At 72.8% G+C, this 14,708-nt stretch carries 18 protein-coding genes; 10 read left to right on the top strand and 8 right to left on the bottom strand.

From position 1 onward, the window contains the following. Positions 1-54 precede the first annotated feature (54 nt). Positions 55-1,023, bottom strand: a complete 969-nt coding sequence (locus ACIBSW_RS27315; RefSeq protein ID WP_354719923.1) for an alpha/beta hydrolase — start codon at positions 1,021-1,023, stop codon at positions 55-57. After that, positions 1,023-3,002, bottom strand: a complete 1,980-nt coding sequence (locus tag ACIBSW_RS27310; RefSeq protein WP_354719921.1) for a Daple — start codon at positions 3,000-3,002, stop codon at positions 1,023-1,025. Before ACIBSW_RS27310 ends, ACIBSW_RS27315 begins: the two co-directional genes overlap by 1 nt. Positions 3,003-3,231: 229 nt before the next feature. Here ACIBSW_RS27310 and ACIBSW_RS27305 point away from each other — a divergent pair, with 229 nt between their 5' ends. The 3 genes from ACIBSW_RS27305 to ACIBSW_RS27295 all read left to right on the top strand — a co-directional run bounded on the left by ACIBSW_RS27305 (position 3,232) and on the right by ACIBSW_RS27295 (position 6,168). Then, positions 3,232-3,894 carry a TetR/AcrR family transcriptional regulator gene (locus tag ACIBSW_RS27305; protein ID WP_354719919.1) on the top strand — a complete coding sequence of 221 codons (663 nt, stop codon included), beginning with the start codon at positions 3,232-3,234 and terminating at the stop codon, positions 3,892-3,894. A 37-nt stretch (positions 3,895-3,931) separates the two neighbouring features. Continuing rightward, positions 3,932-4,156 (top strand): DUF3107 domain-containing protein, encoded by a 225-nt coding sequence (locus ACIBSW_RS27300; RefSeq protein WP_184997738.1) that lies wholly within the window; start codon positions 3,932-3,934, stop codon positions 4,154-4,156. A gap of 257 nt (positions 4,157-4,413) precedes the next feature. Beyond that, positions 4,414-6,168: a DEAD/DEAH box helicase gene (locus ACIBSW_RS27295; protein ID WP_354719917.1), complete on the top strand. Its 1,755-nt coding sequence runs from the start codon at positions 4,414-4,416 to the stop codon at positions 6,166-6,168. A gap of 117 nt (positions 6,169-6,285) precedes the next feature. Here the strand turns inward: ACIBSW_RS27295 and ACIBSW_RS27290 are convergent, their stop codons facing one another. Next, positions 6,286-6,579: a DUF2470 domain-containing protein gene (locus ACIBSW_RS27290; RefSeq protein ID WP_354719915.1), complete on the bottom strand. Its 294-nt coding sequence runs from the start codon at positions 6,577-6,579 to the stop codon at positions 6,286-6,288. Next, entirely contained in the window at positions 6,576-7,220 is a 645-nt protein-coding gene (locus ACIBSW_RS27285; RefSeq protein WP_354719913.1) for a biliverdin-producing heme oxygenase, read from the bottom strand. Before ACIBSW_RS27285 ends, ACIBSW_RS27290 begins: the two co-directional genes overlap by 4 nt. A gap of 85 nt (positions 7,221-7,305) precedes the next feature. On the opposite strand from ACIBSW_RS27285, the gene ACIBSW_RS27280 reads away from it, so the two are divergent. Continuing rightward, positions 7,306-8,442, top strand: a complete 1,137-nt coding sequence (locus ACIBSW_RS27280) for an SAM-dependent methyltransferase (protein WP_354719911.1) — start codon at positions 7,306-7,308, stop codon at positions 8,440-8,442. Here the strand turns inward: ACIBSW_RS27280 and ACIBSW_RS27275 are convergent. From ACIBSW_RS27275 to ACIBSW_RS27265, 3 genes are read right to left on the bottom strand one after another with little or no spacing between them, the layout of a single operon-like run. Beyond that, positions 8,435-9,451, bottom strand: a complete 1,017-nt coding sequence (locus ACIBSW_RS27275) for a hypothetical protein (RefSeq protein WP_354719909.1) — start codon at positions 9,449-9,451, stop codon at positions 8,435-8,437. The genes ACIBSW_RS27280 and ACIBSW_RS27275 overlap by 8 nt on opposite strands. Beyond that, a complete protein-coding gene (locus ACIBSW_RS27270; RefSeq protein WP_354719907.1) occupies positions 9,444-9,656 on the bottom strand; it encodes a cation transporter in 213 nt (70 codons plus the stop codon). The genes ACIBSW_RS27275 and ACIBSW_RS27270 overlap by 8 nt, the downstream gene beginning before the upstream one ends. A gap of 23 nt (positions 9,657-9,679) precedes the next feature. Continuing rightward, the gene (locus ACIBSW_RS27265; protein WP_354719905.1) at positions 9,680-9,982 is read right to left on the bottom strand and encodes a metal-sensitive transcriptional regulator; all 303 of its coding nucleotides are present in this window, start codon (positions 9,980-9,982) and stop codon (positions 9,680-9,682) included. A gap of 82 nt (positions 9,983-10,064) precedes the next feature. Between ACIBSW_RS27265 and ACIBSW_RS27260 the strand changes: the two genes are divergently transcribed. The 3 genes from ACIBSW_RS27260 to ACIBSW_RS27250 all read left to right on the top strand — a co-directional run bounded on the left by ACIBSW_RS27260 (position 10,065) and on the right by ACIBSW_RS27250 (position 13,064). Continuing rightward, the gene (locus ACIBSW_RS27260; RefSeq protein ID WP_354719903.1) at positions 10,065-11,042 is read left to right on the top strand and encodes a C40 family peptidase; all 978 of its coding nucleotides are present in this window, start codon (positions 10,065-10,067) and stop codon (positions 11,040-11,042) included. 481 nt (positions 11,043-11,523) lie between these two features. Next, positions 11,524-11,982 carry a DUF6192 family protein gene (locus ACIBSW_RS27255; protein ID WP_404799468.1) on the top strand — a complete coding sequence of 153 codons (459 nt, stop codon included), beginning with the start codon at positions 11,524-11,526 and terminating at the stop codon, positions 11,980-11,982. A 761-nt stretch (positions 11,983-12,743) separates the two neighbouring features. Beyond that, positions 12,744-13,064, top strand: a complete 321-nt coding sequence (locus ACIBSW_RS27250) for a helix-turn-helix domain-containing protein (protein WP_354719899.1) — start codon at positions 12,744-12,746, stop codon at positions 13,062-13,064. 1 nt (position 13,065) lies between these two features. Here the strand turns inward: ACIBSW_RS27250 and ACIBSW_RS27245 are convergent, their stop codons facing one another. Continuing rightward, a complete protein-coding gene (locus ACIBSW_RS27245) occupies positions 13,066-13,353 on the bottom strand; it encodes a hypothetical protein (protein WP_354719897.1) in 288 nt (95 codons plus the stop codon). Between the two features lie 249 nt (positions 13,354-13,602). On the opposite strand from ACIBSW_RS27245, the gene ACIBSW_RS27240 reads away from it, so the two are divergent. From ACIBSW_RS27240 to ACIBSW_RS27230, 3 genes are read left to right on the top strand one after another with little or no spacing between them, the layout of a single operon-like run. After that, positions 13,603-13,818 (top strand): hypothetical protein, encoded by a 216-nt coding sequence (locus tag ACIBSW_RS27240; protein ID WP_354719895.1) that lies wholly within the window; start codon positions 13,603-13,605, stop codon positions 13,816-13,818. Between the two features lie 8 nt (positions 13,819-13,826). Further along, complete coding sequence (locus ACIBSW_RS27235; protein WP_354719973.1) at positions 13,827-14,273, top strand: Hsp20/alpha crystallin family protein; 447 nt, start codon at positions 13,827-13,829, stop codon at positions 14,271-14,273. 42 nt (positions 14,274-14,315) lie between these two features. Beyond that, positions 14,316-14,594: a hypothetical protein gene (locus ACIBSW_RS27230; RefSeq protein WP_404799467.1), complete on the top strand. Its 279-nt coding sequence runs from the start codon at positions 14,316-14,318 to the stop codon at positions 14,592-14,594. The last annotated feature ends 114 nt before the right edge of the window (positions 14,595-14,708 follow it).

Genomic DNA, 14,708 nt, shown 5'->3' with positions numbered 1-14,708 from the left:
GCCTGCCACAGCGGCCCGGGCGGGGCCGCCCGACGATCGCATGGGCGATTTAGGTCACGCGCCCCGGCCGACGGGCGAATCGACGTCGTCCAGCAGCCCGACGACGGCCCGCGCGACCAGACGCGGAACCTCCATCTGGGCGACGTGGCCGACGCCCGGCAGGATCAGCAGCCGGCCGTCCGGTATCGCCTTGGCGACCTGCGCCGGCACCCGCGGGTCGACCAGCTCGTCCCGGAGGCCGCCGATCACCAGGGTCGGCGCGGTGACCCGAGCGGCCAGCCGCCACTGCGAATCGGGGCCCGGCAGGTACGCCCGCAGGAAGCTGGACACCAACCCGCGCAGCGTCCCGAGGTAGGCGCGCGGATAGTGCGCGACGGTGTGCCGGAGTTTGATCTCCTCGATCGCCTCGACGCGGCGCTGCGGGTTCACCTTGGTGGTGTCGCCGAAGCAGGCCAACAGCACCTGCTCGGCCAGCTGCTCCGGGGTCAGCCGGGCCAGGCCCCAGGCGAACAGCCGCTCCGCGCGCGGCAGGGCGAGCAGCGGCAGCATCGGGCCCTGCGCCGTGCGCCGGGGGTCGAGGAACGGCATGGCCGGCGAGATCAGCGTCAGCGTTCTGACCAGGTCGGGGCGCAGGGCCGCCACGCGTACGGAGATGGAGCCGCCGAGCGAGTTGCCGACCAGGTGTACCGGGCCGCGGCCGGCGAACTCGAGGTAGCCGATGAGCCGGTCGGCGAAGGCCGGGATGGAGTAGCGCGGGCTCGGGTCGCTGTAGCCGAAGCCGGGCAGGTCGACGGCCTGCGCGTCGAAGCGGTCGGTGAGCAGGCCGGCGAAGTCCGTCCAGTTCTGCGAGGAGCCGCCCAGCCCGTGCACGTAGACGGCGGGCTCGGCGCCCGGCGCGGTGGCCGGGGTGTCGCGGACGTGCAGCATCGCGCCGTCGATGACGACCCGGCGCGCCGGCCACGGCATCGGTACGGCGCCGTCGGGCGGCAGCACCTTGTCCGCCGCGAGGATCGCACCCTTCATCAGGACAACAGTGCCTCAAGGCGGCGGTTGATCGCGGCGAGAGTGGCGCGAACCATGGCGTGCCGGTCGTCGCCGGTGATCACCGCCGACCCGGAGAGCTGCTCGACCCAGCCGCCGACCGAGAGCAGCAGCACGACGACGGCGACCTGCGTCGACCCGAACGGCACGGACGCGGCGTGCTCGACGAAGCATTTCGCCGGCCCGTCGGCGTGGTCCGAGTGGGTGAGCAACTCGTCGACCGCGCTGGCGGTGGCCATCGCGCAGAGCCGCAGCAGGTAGCCGTCGACCGCGGGGCCGGTGGCCTCCCCGGAGGTGACCAGGCCGTTGACGATCAGCCGTACCTCGACGGTCGCCTCGGTGCCGAACGTGTTGACCCGGACGTTCTCGATCATCACGCGGGGTCCGGGCTGCTCGCCGGGGTCGAGCGGGCGCGGCGGCGACGGCTCGACGCCGCCCGGCAGCGGCGCCATGTATCCGGCGGTCGGCGCGGAGGGCAGGCCCGGTCCGGGCGCCGGCCGGCCTGCGGGGTTGTGCTGGCTGGGCACGAACGGCGTGACCGGCGCGTTCGGCGCGACGACCCGGGCCGGCGGCGCGGAGGACGGCGCGGACGAGGTCCGGGCGGCCGGCAGCGGCGCGCTCCGGACCGCCGGCGGGGAGGAGCGGGCCTGCTGCGCGGCCGGGGGCGCCGAGGCGGGAGCGGCCGGCGAGGAGTACGACGGCGGCGCCGAGCGGGGTGCGGGCGACAGGGCCGGCGGCGCGGACCGCGGCGCGGGCGCCGGCGCGGCCGCGAGCGGGGTCGCACCCTGCATGGCGGCGTCCAGGCCCATCCGGTCCTGCAGCAGCCGGGCGACCTGGCGGCTGACCTCGGCGGGGTCGGCGCCCTCGGACAGGTCCAGCCGCAGGCTGTGCGCGCCGGCCGGGGTAGTGCGCAGAGAGGCGTCCCGGACGCCGTCGACCTCGCGGACGGCCTCCAGGATCGCGTTCACGTCGAAGCCCTCCTGCCGCTCCTGCGCCGACAGCACGTCACCGCGGCGCAGATGCGTCGCGATGCGGGCCAGCGCCGGGGTCTCGGCGGTCGGCTCCACCGAGGGCGGCTCCGGGACGGTCGGCACGTCCGGCTGGGCCGGAACGCGCTGCGGCAGGGCCTCCGGCGACCGGTCCGGCGACCGGTCCGGCGTGCCGGGGAACGCACCCGCCGCGCCGTAGCGGGCCGGCGCGTCGGACGGCTCGGACCGCAGCCGGCGGGGGAAGCCGGCCGGGTCGTACGACGCCCGGACCGAGCCCTGATCGCCAGAGCGCGACTCGTCGGGCGAAGCCTGCGGCGGGCCGTCCAGCGGCGGGTCGAGGGCGTGCCGGGCGGAGTCGACCGCGGACCAGTCGGCCCGGCGTCCGCCGGGCGTCGCCGGGCGTACCGCCGGGAAGGGCCGCTCGGCGGGCACCGCGGTGCGCTGCTGCCCCACCGGCGGGCGCGGCGCGTCCCGCCGCGCGTCGTCAAGATCACCTTCGTAGGGGAAGGGCGGTGCGCTGGCCGGCAGTATGCCGCCGACCGCGCGCAGCTCGGTGGTGTCCTGCGCGTCCGGCCGCAGCAGCTCCGGCGAGAGCGGATCCGGCCGCACCGACGCGGCGTGGGGCGGCTCGGCGGCGCGAGGCGGCTCGTTCTGCCGGGGCTCGCTGCCGTTCGGCGACAGGTGCGCCATCAGATCCTGGTAACGCGACCGGCTGTCGGACCATGCCGCGGCGTTGTCGGGCCGGGAACCCTCGACGCCCGCCGGCGGCGCGGAGGCCGGGCTCGCCGGCGTGAAGGACGGCGGGGCGAAGGGGTGAATCTCCCCCGAAGGGGTGTCCGCCGGAAGGGTCCGATCCGCGGTGAACGACCGGCGTTCGCCGAGGGGCCGACGCCAGGCCGGCACGTCGGTCTCCGGGTCAAGCGCCGACCCGGCGTTGGACCACGGGCTCTCCCGTGTCGCCCAGCCGTTCAACAGGGTACGGTCACGCGACTCAGCACCAGCGCCACCTTCCCCTGCCCCGGCGTCCCCGGAATGCCCTGTTTCGTCCACCGCGCGCTCCTCGCTTGCCCCCGCTGAGGCTACCGTGTGGTTGCAGTGGCGATAAGTTGCAGCGTCGCGACAATTGCCCGCCCGGAAACCGGTAGGCGGCTAACCGGGCAATCTTCGCCATGGCGCGGGGGAACGAGTCTCGGAGGTACACATGACCGCTGCGTCCGGCGAGGCACAGACGGCGGGGCGCCCCACGCGCCTGCCGCGCTCGGCACGCCGTAAGCAACTGCTGGCCGCCGCGCAGCAGATCTTCGTGGCACAGGGCTACCACGCCGCCGCGATGGACGAGATCGCGGAGCGGGCCGGCGTCTCCAAGCCCGTGCTCTACCAGCACTTCCCCGGAAAGTTGGAGCTCTACCTCGCCCTGCTCGACACCCACTGCGACGCGATAATCGCCAAGGTGCGCGCCGCGATGCAGGCGACCCCGGACAACAAGGAGCGGGTCAAGGGCGCCGTCCGGGCCTACTTCGACTTCATGGACCACGAGAGCGAGGCGTTCCGGCTCGTCTTCGAGTCCGACCTGCGCAACGACCCGCAGGTCCGCGAGCGGGTCGAACGGGTCGAGCAGGGCTCGATCGCCGAGATCACCGACACCGTGGTCTCCGACACCGGACTCGGCCGGGCCGAGGCCGAACTGCTCGCGTCCGGGCTGGTCGGCGCGGCCGGCCAGGCGGCGCAGTTCTGGCTCGCCAACGGCCGGCAGACCCCGAAGCCGGAGGCGGAGGCGCTGGTCGCGGCCCTGATCTGGCGGGGCATCGCCAGCTTCCCGCTGCAGGGTGAGTCAACGCCCGGCTCGCCCGTGGAAATCGGCTAGCCTTCAGGGCGGACGACATCTGAGAGGGAGGACCCCCGTGGAGGTCAAGATCGGCGTGCAGTACGCCCCGCGTGAGCTGGTGCTGGAGAGCGCGCAGACGCCGGCCGAGGTCGAGCAGGCCGTGACCGAGGCGATGGCCAAGGACAGCGTTCTCACTCTGACCGACGAGAAGGGCCGCAAGGTGATCGTCCCGATCGCCAAGGTGGCCTACGTGGAGATCGCCGAGAAGTCCGAGCGGCCGTTCGGCTTCACCACGCGATAAACACCGCGCGACGAAACGGCAGGGAACTCCGCTCCGGGGCACCCTGCCGTTTCTATACAGCACCGTCACCTTCGCCCTGAGGTGCGCAATCTCGGTGTCGGGTAGACTCGGTTCGTCGCCGTCGACGTCGGCTCGTCAATTCGAGTCGCCGCGGCGACGCGCGTGCGGCCCGCGAGCATTCGCGTGTGGCCCGCGCCCTACCCAGACCGCGCCCAGGACTTCGACGGGCGCACCACGAGAGGCACCCGTAGAACTTCATGAGCGACATCGAGAACAACGAAACAGAGCCGGCTCTGGTCCCGGTGCTCACCCGCGCGCCCGTCCGCGCAGACAGCCCCACGTTCGCCGAGCTCGGCGTCCGCGCCGAGACCGTCGAGGCGCTCGCCGCCGCCGGCATCACCCGGGCGTTCGCGATCCAGGAGTACGCACTTCCCATCGCCCTGCGCGGCACCGACCTGATCGGCCAGGCGCCCACCGGCACCGGCAAGACCCTCGGCTTCGGCCTGCCCCTGCTCGAGCGGGTGCTCGCGCCGAGCGAGGGCGCCGACGGCCAGCCGCAGGCGCTCATCGTCGTACCGACCCGCGAGCTCGGCCTGCAGGTCGCCCGCGACCTGGCCGCCGCGGGCAGCACCCGCGGTGTCCGCGTGCTGCCGATCTACGGCGGTGTCGCGTACGAGCCGCAGGTCGAGACGCTGAAGAAGGGCATCGAGATCCTGGTCGGCACCCCCGGCCGCCTGCTCGACCTGGCCAAGCAGAAGCACCTGAAGCTCGGCTCGATCAAGGCCCTGGTGCTGGACGAGGCCGACCGGATGCTCGACCTCGGCTTCCTCGAGGACGTCGAGAAGATCCTGGCCATGCTCCCCGAGCAGCGCCAGACGATGCTCTTCTCGGCGACGATGCCGGACCCGATCGTCGCGCTGAGCCGCCGCTTCCTGCGCCACCCGGTGACCATCCACGCCGGCCACACCTCCGAGAGCGGCCCGTCGCCGCTGACCAAGCAGGTCGTCTACCGCACGCACCCGCTGAACAAGCTGGAGATGGTCGCCCGCATCCTGCAGGCCCGCGAGCGCGGCCTGACCATGATCTTCACGCGGACCAAGCGGGCCGCCGACCGGGTCGCGGAGGACCTCGACTTCCGCGGGTTCGCGGTGGCCGCGGTGCACGGCGACCTCGGACAGGGCGCGCGTGAGCGGGCGCTGCGCGCGTTCCGCTCCGGAAAGATCGACGTGCTGGTCGCGACCGACGTGGCCGCGCGCGGCCTCGACGTCTCCGGCGTCACCCACGTCATCAACTACGACTGCCCGGAGGACCCGGACACCTACACGCACCGCATCGGCCGCACCGGCCGCGCGGGCGCGACGGGCGTCGCGGTGACCTTCGTGGACTGGGAGGACATGCCGCGTTGGGTGCTCATCGACAAGTCGATGGGCCTCAACATGCCGCAGCCGCCGGAGACCTACCACACCTCCGAGGCGCTCTACTCCGACCTGGACATCCCGGCCGACGTCTCCGGCACCCTGCCGACCGCGGTGCGCACCCGGGTCGGCCTGTCCGCGGAGATCGAGGAGGACCTGGGCGGCACCCGGCGCCGCGGCAGCCGCGACGGCGGCCGTGACTCGTCCCGCGGCCGGGGCCGCACTGATCGGACCCGCGGCCCGCGCCGCGACGACGCGCGGACCGAGGCCGCACCGGCGACGACCGACGACGAAGCGACGGGCGACGGGCCGCGCCGGCAGCGTCGCCGGCGCCGCGGTGGCGACCCGGTGACCACGGCCGAGGGCACGACGACGGCCCCGCTCTTCTCGGACGGTTCGGAGGCGGTCTCCGCGACGTCCGACGGCGAGACCGACGCGGCCGGCGACGACGGCGACGGCCCGGCCGACGCGGCGGGACGCCCGCGCAGGCGCCGCCGGCGCGGTGGCCGCGGCAACCGTGCCGCGGGCGGCGCCGCCGAGGGCGGCGAGGGCGGCGAGTCCGCGCCCGCCGACGCCTCGGGCGGTTCCGAGGACTGACATCCGCTCCGGGCGTGCCCGGCGGGATCACCCGCCAGGCACGCCCGTTGCCGTGTCGTCAGTGAGCAATTTCAACCTGGTCTCGGGCCAGAGCCATCCGGGGCCCGTTGAAAAGGCTCAGTGCGTCGGATCCACGCCAAGGGCCGCGCACGCACGCCGGTACATGCTGACCGCCTCCACGCGGACCTGGCGGCGCTCGGTCAGGTGCTCGCTGAACGGGATGCGTACCGGGACGGCGATGCCGTTCACCGTCGCGTCGAAGTCCATCCCGTCGGCGTCCATGCCCGACATCCGGGCCGCGCTCGCGGCGTCGATGCCGCCCAGGCCGCGGACGATCAGCACGTTGTCCTCGGCGTGGTCGTCGTTCATGTGGCGGGCGATCTGCGCCACCACCTCCGGGGTGAAGGTCATTGCCAGCGCTCCTTCAGCTCACGCAGCACCGCGATGTTCAGCCGATAGGCCTCGACCACCTCGGCGAGAAAGTTCTCCTCATCGTCCGGTGTGAATGCGACCTGGTCGAGCAATTCGCGGTAACGGGTGCGGAAGGCCGGCGGCGAGACGCCCTCGAAGACGAAGAACCGGTGGCCCGCGCCGTCGAGGCCGTACGCCTTGGCGATCGCCGGGCCCAGGTACTGCCCGCCCGAGAGGTCGCCCAGGTACCGGGTGTAGTGGTGCGCGATGAAGGCCCACGGGCGGTCGAAGGCCACCTCACGCAGCCGGGCGCGGTACTCCGAGGTCGCCGGTAGGGCCGCGGGCCGCGCCTGGTGGCCGAGCAGGGTCTCCAGGTCGTCCGTCAGCGCCGGCAGCCGGGTCAGCTCGGGGAAGACGAACGCGCCGGCGACCGGGTCGTCCGCCATCGCGCCGGCCGCCTGCTCGAGCGACTCGTAGATGTACCAGTGCTGCGCGGCCAGGTCGGCGTACGCCTGCCGGGGCAGGCGGCCCGCGGCCAGGGCGTCGAGGAAGCCGCTGCCCTGCGCCGCGTCGTGATCCATCCGCGTTCCGGCGCGCAGCCGTACGGAGAGTCGCTCCGCGGGTGGGTCGGCCAACGTCATCGCAGCACCTCCGAGTTAGTTAGGTGAGCCTAACAAAGCCGGGCGGCTTTGTGGATCATCGATTTGGGCCGGGCAGAATGGTGGGATGCCCCAACCACTGGACGCCGTCCTCGCCGAAGTGCGTGACCTGCTGCTCGACCCCGCACTCACCCGCGCGGTCGCGGCCGGCCGGCGCCGCGGCCACACCCCGTCGGTCAACCGGGCCGAGCTGCGGCCGGTCGCGCTCAAGGGCGGGAACCGGCTGCAGATCGTCACCGATGACGGCTCCCGGCCGTACACCCGCAACGTCGCGCCCGGCGCCGAGGCCGCGGCGGCGATCGACGCCCTGCTCGCGGAGCCGTTCGGCAACTGGCACGTGGAGACGGCCGCGACCACCGTGCAGGTGCGGATCACCAAGAAGGGTGACGCGCAGGTGCACCGGGCCGCGACGGCCGCGCCCGCGGCCGCGCAGGGCCACGACCGGGCCAAGCAGTGGCTGCTGGATCCCGGCGACCCGCTCTTCACGGTGATCGGCGGGACGGCCGCGAAGCGCCGGCAGGTCGACGCGTTCCTGCGCGCGCTGGCCGCGACGCTGCCCGACGACCTGCCGGAGCTGCTCAGAGTCGTCGACCTGGGCTGCGGAAACGCGTACCTGACCTTCGCGGCGTACCGGTACCTGGCGGACCGCGGGGCTCAGGTCAGGGTGGTCGGCGTCGACGTGCGCGAGGATCAGCGGGTGCGCAACTCGGCCGTCGCCGAGCAGCTGGGGTGCGGGGACGCGGTGACGTTCGTCGCCGGCACGATCGAGGACGCCGTCGTCGACCAGGCGCCCGACCTGGTGCTCGCCCTGCACGCCTGCGACACCGCGACGGATCAGGCGCTGGCCCGGGCGGTGAACTGGGGCGCCCGGTGGGTGCTGGCGGCGCCCTGCTGCCACCACGACATCGCCGCGCAGCTCAAGGGCAACCCGGCCCCGCCGCCGTACGGCGAGATCCTCCGGCACGCGATCCTGCGGGAGCGCTTCGCCGACGTGCTCACCGACTCGCTGCGCTCGGCCCTGCTGCGCCTGCGCGGTTACCGGGTGGAGGTCGTCGAGTTCGTGGACTCCGCGCACACGCCGCGCAACCTGCTGCTGCGGGCCAGGCTGACCGGCGCGGCGCCGGCCGAGGGTCAGCGCGCCGAGTACGACGCGCTGACCGCTCAGTGGGGCGTGACGCCGGCGCTGGAGAAGCTGCTCAGCTGACGACGGCGGTGAACGCCGCGGTGTGCACCCGGCCCGCGACCTGGAAGTCGAAGAACATCCGGTAGCGGCCGGGGCCCGGCGCGGTGAGCCAGAACCTGACGGCACCGTCGACGAGCCGCGGCTCCGGGTGCACGTGCACGTAGCCGACGTCGCCCTCGCGGAAGACCACCAGGTGCCCGAACGCGCCCAGGTACGGCTCCAGCGCGGCGGGTGCGCCGCCCGGCCCGGTGACCGTCATGAGCAGCGGCTCGCTGACGCCCGTCCGGGGCCGGCCCGCGTACGACACGGTGAAGCCGTCGGTGGTCGCCTTCGTCGCGGGCGCGGGAAGCGCGACCGGGGTGTAGTCGCCGGCGACCGTGAGGTCGACGCCGAGCGTGACCGGGGTCTTCCGGCCGCCGACGATCGCGGTGAAGTCGGCCACCGCGCGGTAGCTGCCCGGCGCCGCCAGGGTGAGGTCGATGCCCCAGGTGCCGTCGGGCGCCATGACCGGGTGCAGGTGCTGGAAGCCGCTGAGGTCCCGGCGCACGACGACGAGGTGCAACGGCTTGTCGTGCACGACGGCGTACGTGGTGACGGGCGCGCCGGCCGCCATGATCCGGAAGCTGAACGGCTGCCGCTTCCCGGCCTGGAACGCGGTCTTCTCGGGCGCGAGGGTGAGGCCGGAGGCGGTGACCGCGAGGCCGCCGACGGTCTCGGCGGCGGGCGGACCGCCCGCGACGTCGGTGACCGTGCCGTCCGCGTTGTGCACGTGCGGCGGCGCGCCGGTGTCGTCGTGCGGCGAGGGGCTGACGGCGCCGGCCGGCGCGGCGTCGTGGCCGTGACCGCCGCCCGTGGTGGCCGCGGGCGGCGGGACGGGAGCGGCCGCCGCCCGCTCGACGGAGTCGTTGAGGCGGCCGATGCCGTAGCCCGCGAAGAGCACCACCACGAGGAGCGCGCCGAACGCGGCGAGGCGGAAGCCCGCGCGCTCGGAGACCGGCTCGCGGGGCGCGGGCTCGCGCGTGTCAGGCATCGGCCAGCTCGTAGCCGGCCTCGTCGACCGCGGTGCGCACCGCGTCGTCGGTGAGCGGGGCCTCGCTGGTCACGGTGACCGAACCGGATCCGAGATCGACCTGGACGCTGGTCACGCCGGGCAGCTCGGCGATCTCGCTGGTGACGGCCTGAACGCAATGCGTGCAGGTCATCCCGGTCACGGTGTATGTGGTGGTGACTGACATTGCTTTCCCTTCGAGGGGTTCGCTCAGGAACGGATCAGGCGGGCGATGGCGTCCGACGCCTCTTTGACCTTGGCGGTCGGGTCGCCGGCGCGCGCGGCGTCGACGACACAGTGCGCCAGGTGATCCTCGAGCAGGCCGACGGCGACGGCCTGCAGGGCACTCTTGGCGGCGGAGATCTGGGTGAGGACGTCGATGCAGTAGGTGTCCTCGTCGACCATCCGCTGCAGCCCCCGGATCTGGCCCTCGACGCGGCGCAGGCGGCCGAGCAGGGCGGCCTTGTCGCCCGAGTAGCCGTGCGGGCCGGGATGTTCGTGGTCGGTGCTCATGACCGCAGCATACCCCCCACCCGTATCGAAGCGGGCAAGCCACACGCGTGGCTTTTATTCCTTTTGTCTCGTTAAGGGTTCTGTGTCGTTTACCCTGACCGCCCAGAAGTTCATTGTCGCGCTCCTGTCGGTGCTGCTGCTCGCGGGTCTGGCCCCCGAGGCCGCGCGCGGAGTCGACCGCCCCTCGGCCGCCGAGCTGGACAGCCGGATCGCGGCGGCCGCCCGCAAGCTCGAGGTGATGGTCGAGCGTTACAACGACGCGCGCGAGGACCTGCACGCCACCAGGATGCAGACCAAGCACCTGGGCGGTCAGCTCGGCCCGATGACCCGCGACCTGGAGCGGCGGCAGAAGCTGATGGGCGGGCTGGTCTCGCGGACCTACCAGCGCACCCGCAGCGGCCCGACGATCGCGCTCTTCGCGGCCGACGAGCCGCACGTGTTCGTGGACAAGCTGCTCGTGCTGCACCAGCTCGCCACCGAGGAGCAGCGGGCCGCCACCGACCTGCGCGAGGCCCGGACCCGGGTGTTCAAGACCCGCAAGATGCTCAACGCGCTCGCGGACCAGCAGCGCCGGCAGCAGCTGCGGATCCGCGTCGGCCAGGCCACGGTCGAGGGCGAGATCGCGGCCCTCAAGCAGATGCGGGCGATCGCCTACGCGGGCGGATCCCGGCTCGGCCCCGACGAGGACATCCCGATGCCGGAGTTCGTACCGGGGCGCGCCGGCAAGGTGGTGGCGTTCGCGTTCGGTCAGCTCGGCAAGCCCTACCGGTGGGGCGCGGCGGGGCCGAACTCCTACGACTGCTCGGGGCTGACCCTGGCGGCCTGGGACGCGGCCGGGGTCGGGCTGCCGCACAACGCCGCGCGGCAGTACCGCGCCATGAGACGCATCAGCAGATCCGAGCTGCGCCCGGGCGATCTGGTGTTCTTCTACGGCCCGATCAGCCACGTCGGCGTCTACATCGGCGGCGACAAGATGATCCACTCACCCGAGTACGGCGAGAACGTCCGGGTGTCCAGCATCGACACCCAGCCCATCCACGGCTTCGGCCGCCCGGGCTGACCTCGACCACCGCACCACAGGCCTCAGCGCCTGTCCTTGAACTTCAAGATCGGGTTGGTGTCGGTCGTACGCTCGCGGCATGAGCGGTGGCGGGCGCGGTGCTCGGGGTTGGCTGTCGCTGGTGCCGCAGCCGGCTGGGGCCGGCCGAGCACCGACCGTAGTTCCTGACGGCGGGCCACGCCGCGCTGCGGCGGCCTCCTGGTGGTGAGCGATGCCGGCGACGATCGGGCAGGTGACGCAGAAACGCTACGACGCGATCGTGGCCGAGAGCCGCGAGCTGGTGGCGCAGCGAAGCCGGACTCAGTTCTGCGTCGGCGACCTGGCGTTGGAGATCGAGCCGATGCGCCCGCATAGCGGCTCATCGCCGGCCGCGACCCGTCTTCGGCGCTGGTGTCGCAGGTCTTCGCGATGTTCGCCGAGGACGTGGGGGCGTCGCTGAGCTCGGTGAATCGGTGGCGGTGGGATGGCGTCGCGGTGGCCGGTGGCGCGTCCCCGCGACGACCTGCCGCACTACATCCACGGGATGCCGGCGCCGATCCCGGACGCGGACCAGCGGTTCGCCGCGATCGCGGAACCACCGGTGCTCGCGCGGACCGGTGAACGCCGGTGGACCGGGGACGAGGCGAAGCGCCTGACAGGCCGTCAGGTTGCGGGGCCAGAGACCGTGCAGGAAAAGGTCGTGGCGGTGCACGAGCTGGTCCGCGCCGAGGACGTTGCCTCGCGCGTCGGGACGGATCTGCTGCGCCGGCCGGAGGTGGCGTTCAAGGCGATGACCGACACCACGGCACGGCACGTGGTCAACCGCGCCCAGGCCCGCCAAGGTGTGGAGATCGTGCGGCAGCGCACGCCCGCGATGCAGCACATCGAACACACCGCCGAGTTCCTCGACCTGGTCGGGGCGTGCGCCCATTTCGTCACGCAGGCCGGCCGGCGGCGCTAACCGACCGATCGCCCCGCTGCTACCGCTCCCGCCAGCACCACCCAGCCCGAACGGTGCGGGTAGCTGGCGCATCTCCCGGGCGACGGCTGCTAGCAGCGGTCGGACAGCCGTCGATACATGCGCAAAGCAGCCCCCGCCGACGAGAAAATCTAGGTCCAGATCACTAGACATTCCCGCCGGGCCTGCTAATATTTCTTCCGTTGACAGCAGAGATCAGCAAAGACGCAGACGAAGTAGACCGAGCGTTACGCAGGGCCCGGACCCCGATCCGTGGCTCGCTCGGCACGGCAGTTGGAAGTAGGCATCACCGCACGCAGCAAGGCAAGGCAGGTAGGAAGTGGAACGTAAGACCCTGATGTAATTCCAGGTCAGGGCAAGGCGGGCCGATGCTGGTTTCGGGGCTCGCCTGGCAGGACAGTCCGTCGCACGTGCACGGGGCCATGAAGTCGCGTGGGGCTCTGGCACCGGCGGACGGCACGACAGCAGCACAGCAATCGGAAGCAGAGGAAAGGGAGGGCACTAACACCGTTGGATCGCCCGTCGCCGGGACGCAGTTCGACTCCGGCGCGGACACCGCAGTTTCCATCGAACGAGAGGTGGTCTCCGGTCACGCTTATGCGGTCCTCGCACCCCACGCCGCCGACGGCGGCAGGTGCGGATACGACAACCCGACGAACCTGTCGGTAGATGGTGTTTTGACCCGTAACCCTGGGCCCCGGCGGTTTCTGCGCCGGGGCCCTCGTCCATGGAGAGGTACCTGTATGGCCCAACGCGACGACATGTTCGGCGACGACGACTTCCCTGCCTACACGATGGGCCGCGCCGCGGAGATCACCGGCGCATCGCAGGACTTCCTGCGTCGCCTCGACGAGGCGAAACTGATCGCCCCGACCCGGTCGGCCGGCGGGCACCGCCGCTACTCCCGCTACCAGCTGCGCCTCGCTGCCCGGGCCCGAGAGATGGTCGAGCAAGGCACCGCCCTGGAAGCCGCCTGCCGGATCATCATCCTCGAAGACCAGCTCGCAGAAGCCCTCCAGCACAATCAGGACCTCCAACGGCAACGGCCGGCGGACTCTGCCTGATTCACCGCCCGTACGCGGTCCCTCTCTGCCACGAGGGGGACCGTTGTTGTTGTCGGCTCGGGTCAGTCGGGCGTTCGGCGCTGATGTTCGCGTCCGCGATGGGTGACGCGGCGGATCCGGTCGGCGTCGTCGGTGACGCCGGTGACCCGCTCGGCGAGCGGGCGTGCCGGTTTTGCAGGTATGCGTGGGTGTCGCTGAGCAGCGGGAGCAGGGTGGCCGGGTCGCTGTCGCCGAGGGCGTGGTGCAGCCGGTCGAGGCTCGCCTGAGCGTCTGGGCCGAGGTCGGTCAAGGCGGTGATCTGACCGGCGAGTTGCCGCAGGTCGGCGCCGTTGGCGCGGGCCCAGCCGGCGACCGCTCGAGCGCCGGCCCGGCGGTCGCGTTCGGCGGTCGCGTTCGGCGGTCGCGTTCGGCGGTCGCGTTCGGCGGTCGCGTTCGGCGGTCGCGTTCGGCGGTCACGCGCTGGTCGGCGGTGGCGGTGGCGTCGTCCTGTTCGCTGCGGCGGATCCGCAGGTAGCGGCGTTCCGCGGCCTGGCGGCTGGTGACCCCCATCGCGGGGGCGAGTTCGGCCCAGCTGGCCCCGGCGGCCCGGGCGGCGGCGATCAGCCGCGGCTCGCAGCCGTCGAGGTGGTCACGCAGGTGGCGTAGCGCGATCAGTGTGATCAGCGCCGCCTGGCGGGACGTGGCGGCGGCCTCGGGATCGATGGGTGCGGTCGATCCGCTGCTGGTCGCGGCCAGGATCAGCGCGAGCGCGTGACCCGGCAGATGTTCGGTGACCCCCAGCCCGGCACCTGGTCTCGGCCGGTCGCGATGCCGCTGGACGCCTATCGCGCCGGCGACGAGTTCATCGTGGCGTTCGACCTGCCCGGGGTGACACCGGACAGCATCGACCTCGACATCGAGCGCGACGTGCTGACGGTCAAGGCCGAACGGCGGCCGCTGGACCTCGGTGACGACGCGCAGCTACGGACGCCGGAACGGCCGCTGGGCGTGTTCTCCCGCCAGCCGATCCTGTCCGACGTGCTCGACAGCGAGCGCATCCAGGCCGGCTACGACAACGGTGTCCTCGTCCTGCGTATCCCGGTGCTGGAGAAGGTCAAACCCCGCAAGGTCGACGTCGCGGTCAATTCCAGCGAACCGACCGCGATCAACGCCTCAAGCCGTCCACCCCGCCCCGGGCGGCGGGAAGCAGTCGGGCGGAGCCCGTCATGAACTGCGAGATCACCGGCACCCAGGTGCGCAGCAGCCGCAGCCGTGCGGGACGCGTTCATCGACCTGGTCTGCCAGGACGACGACCTGCTCCGCGCCGATTTCGACGCCCTGGTCGCCGCGTCCTGGCACCCCCGCCAGGCCCTCCTCCGCCAGCGCCGCCACGGCGCCCCCGCCCGGGGGCAGCCCACCCAGCTACACCCGCCATCCACACCGGACGGCCATACGCAGGCGGAACACCCACACGGCGCCAGGACCGGCGGCAGCGTGCCCCTCCGTGACACCGACCGCCGCCACCCGCCACAACCATCAGGGAAACGGTGAAGGGACCGATCCGGTGCCTCGGTTCCGCTGGGACAGGGACCGGCGTCACCGTGACGCCGACCCGAACGCCGGGGACACACCGAGCCAGCGCAGTATTCGCCTAGCTGCGAAACA

Source organism: Actinoplanes sp. NPDC049668 (assembly GCF_044465445.1).
Classification (GTDB): Bacteria; Actinomycetota; Actinomycetes; order Mycobacteriales; family Micromonosporaceae; genus Actinoplanes.
The sequence above is the reverse complement of the archived record's forward strand: the minus strand, read 5'-3'. Positions and strand labels throughout refer to the sequence as shown.

Coding starts and splice junctions, on each gene's coding strand:
- ACIBSW_RS27315 (WP_354719923.1), bottom strand. CDS start 1,023: ATGAAGGGTGCGATCCTCGCGGCGGACAAGGTGCTGCCGCCCGACGGC.
- ACIBSW_RS27305 (WP_354719919.1), top strand. CDS start 3,232: ATGACCGCTGCGTCCGGCGAGGCACAGACGGCGGGGCGCCCCACGCGC.
- ACIBSW_RS27295 (WP_354719917.1), top strand. CDS start 4,414: ATGAGCGACATCGAGAACAACGAAACAGAGCCGGCTCTGGTCCCGGTG.
- ACIBSW_RS27290 (WP_354719915.1), bottom strand. CDS start 6,579: ATGACCTTCACCCCGGAGGTGGTGGCGCAGATCGCCCGCCACATGAAC.
- ACIBSW_RS27285 (WP_354719913.1), bottom strand. CDS start 7,220: ATGACGTTGGCCGACCCACCCGCGGAGCGACTCTCCGTACGGCTGCGC.
- ACIBSW_RS27280 (WP_354719911.1), top strand. CDS start 7,306: ATGCCCCAACCACTGGACGCCGTCCTCGCCGAAGTGCGTGACCTGCTG.
- ACIBSW_RS27275 (WP_354719909.1), bottom strand. CDS start 9,451: ATGCCTGACACGCGCGAGCCCGCGCCCCGCGAGCCGGTCTCCGAGCGC.
- ACIBSW_RS27270 (WP_354719907.1), bottom strand. CDS start 9,656: ATGTCAGTCACCACCACATACACCGTGACCGGGATGACCTGCACGCAT.
- ACIBSW_RS27265 (WP_354719905.1), bottom strand. CDS start 9,982: ATGAGCACCGACCACGAACATCCCGGCCCGCACGGCTACTCGGGCGAC.
- ACIBSW_RS27250 (WP_354719899.1), top strand. CDS start 12,744: ATGGCCCAACGCGACGACATGTTCGGCGACGACGACTTCCCTGCCTAC.
- ACIBSW_RS27235 (WP_354719973.1), top strand. CDS start 13,827: ATGTTCGGTGACCCCCAGCCCGGCACCTGGTCTCGGCCGGTCGCGATG.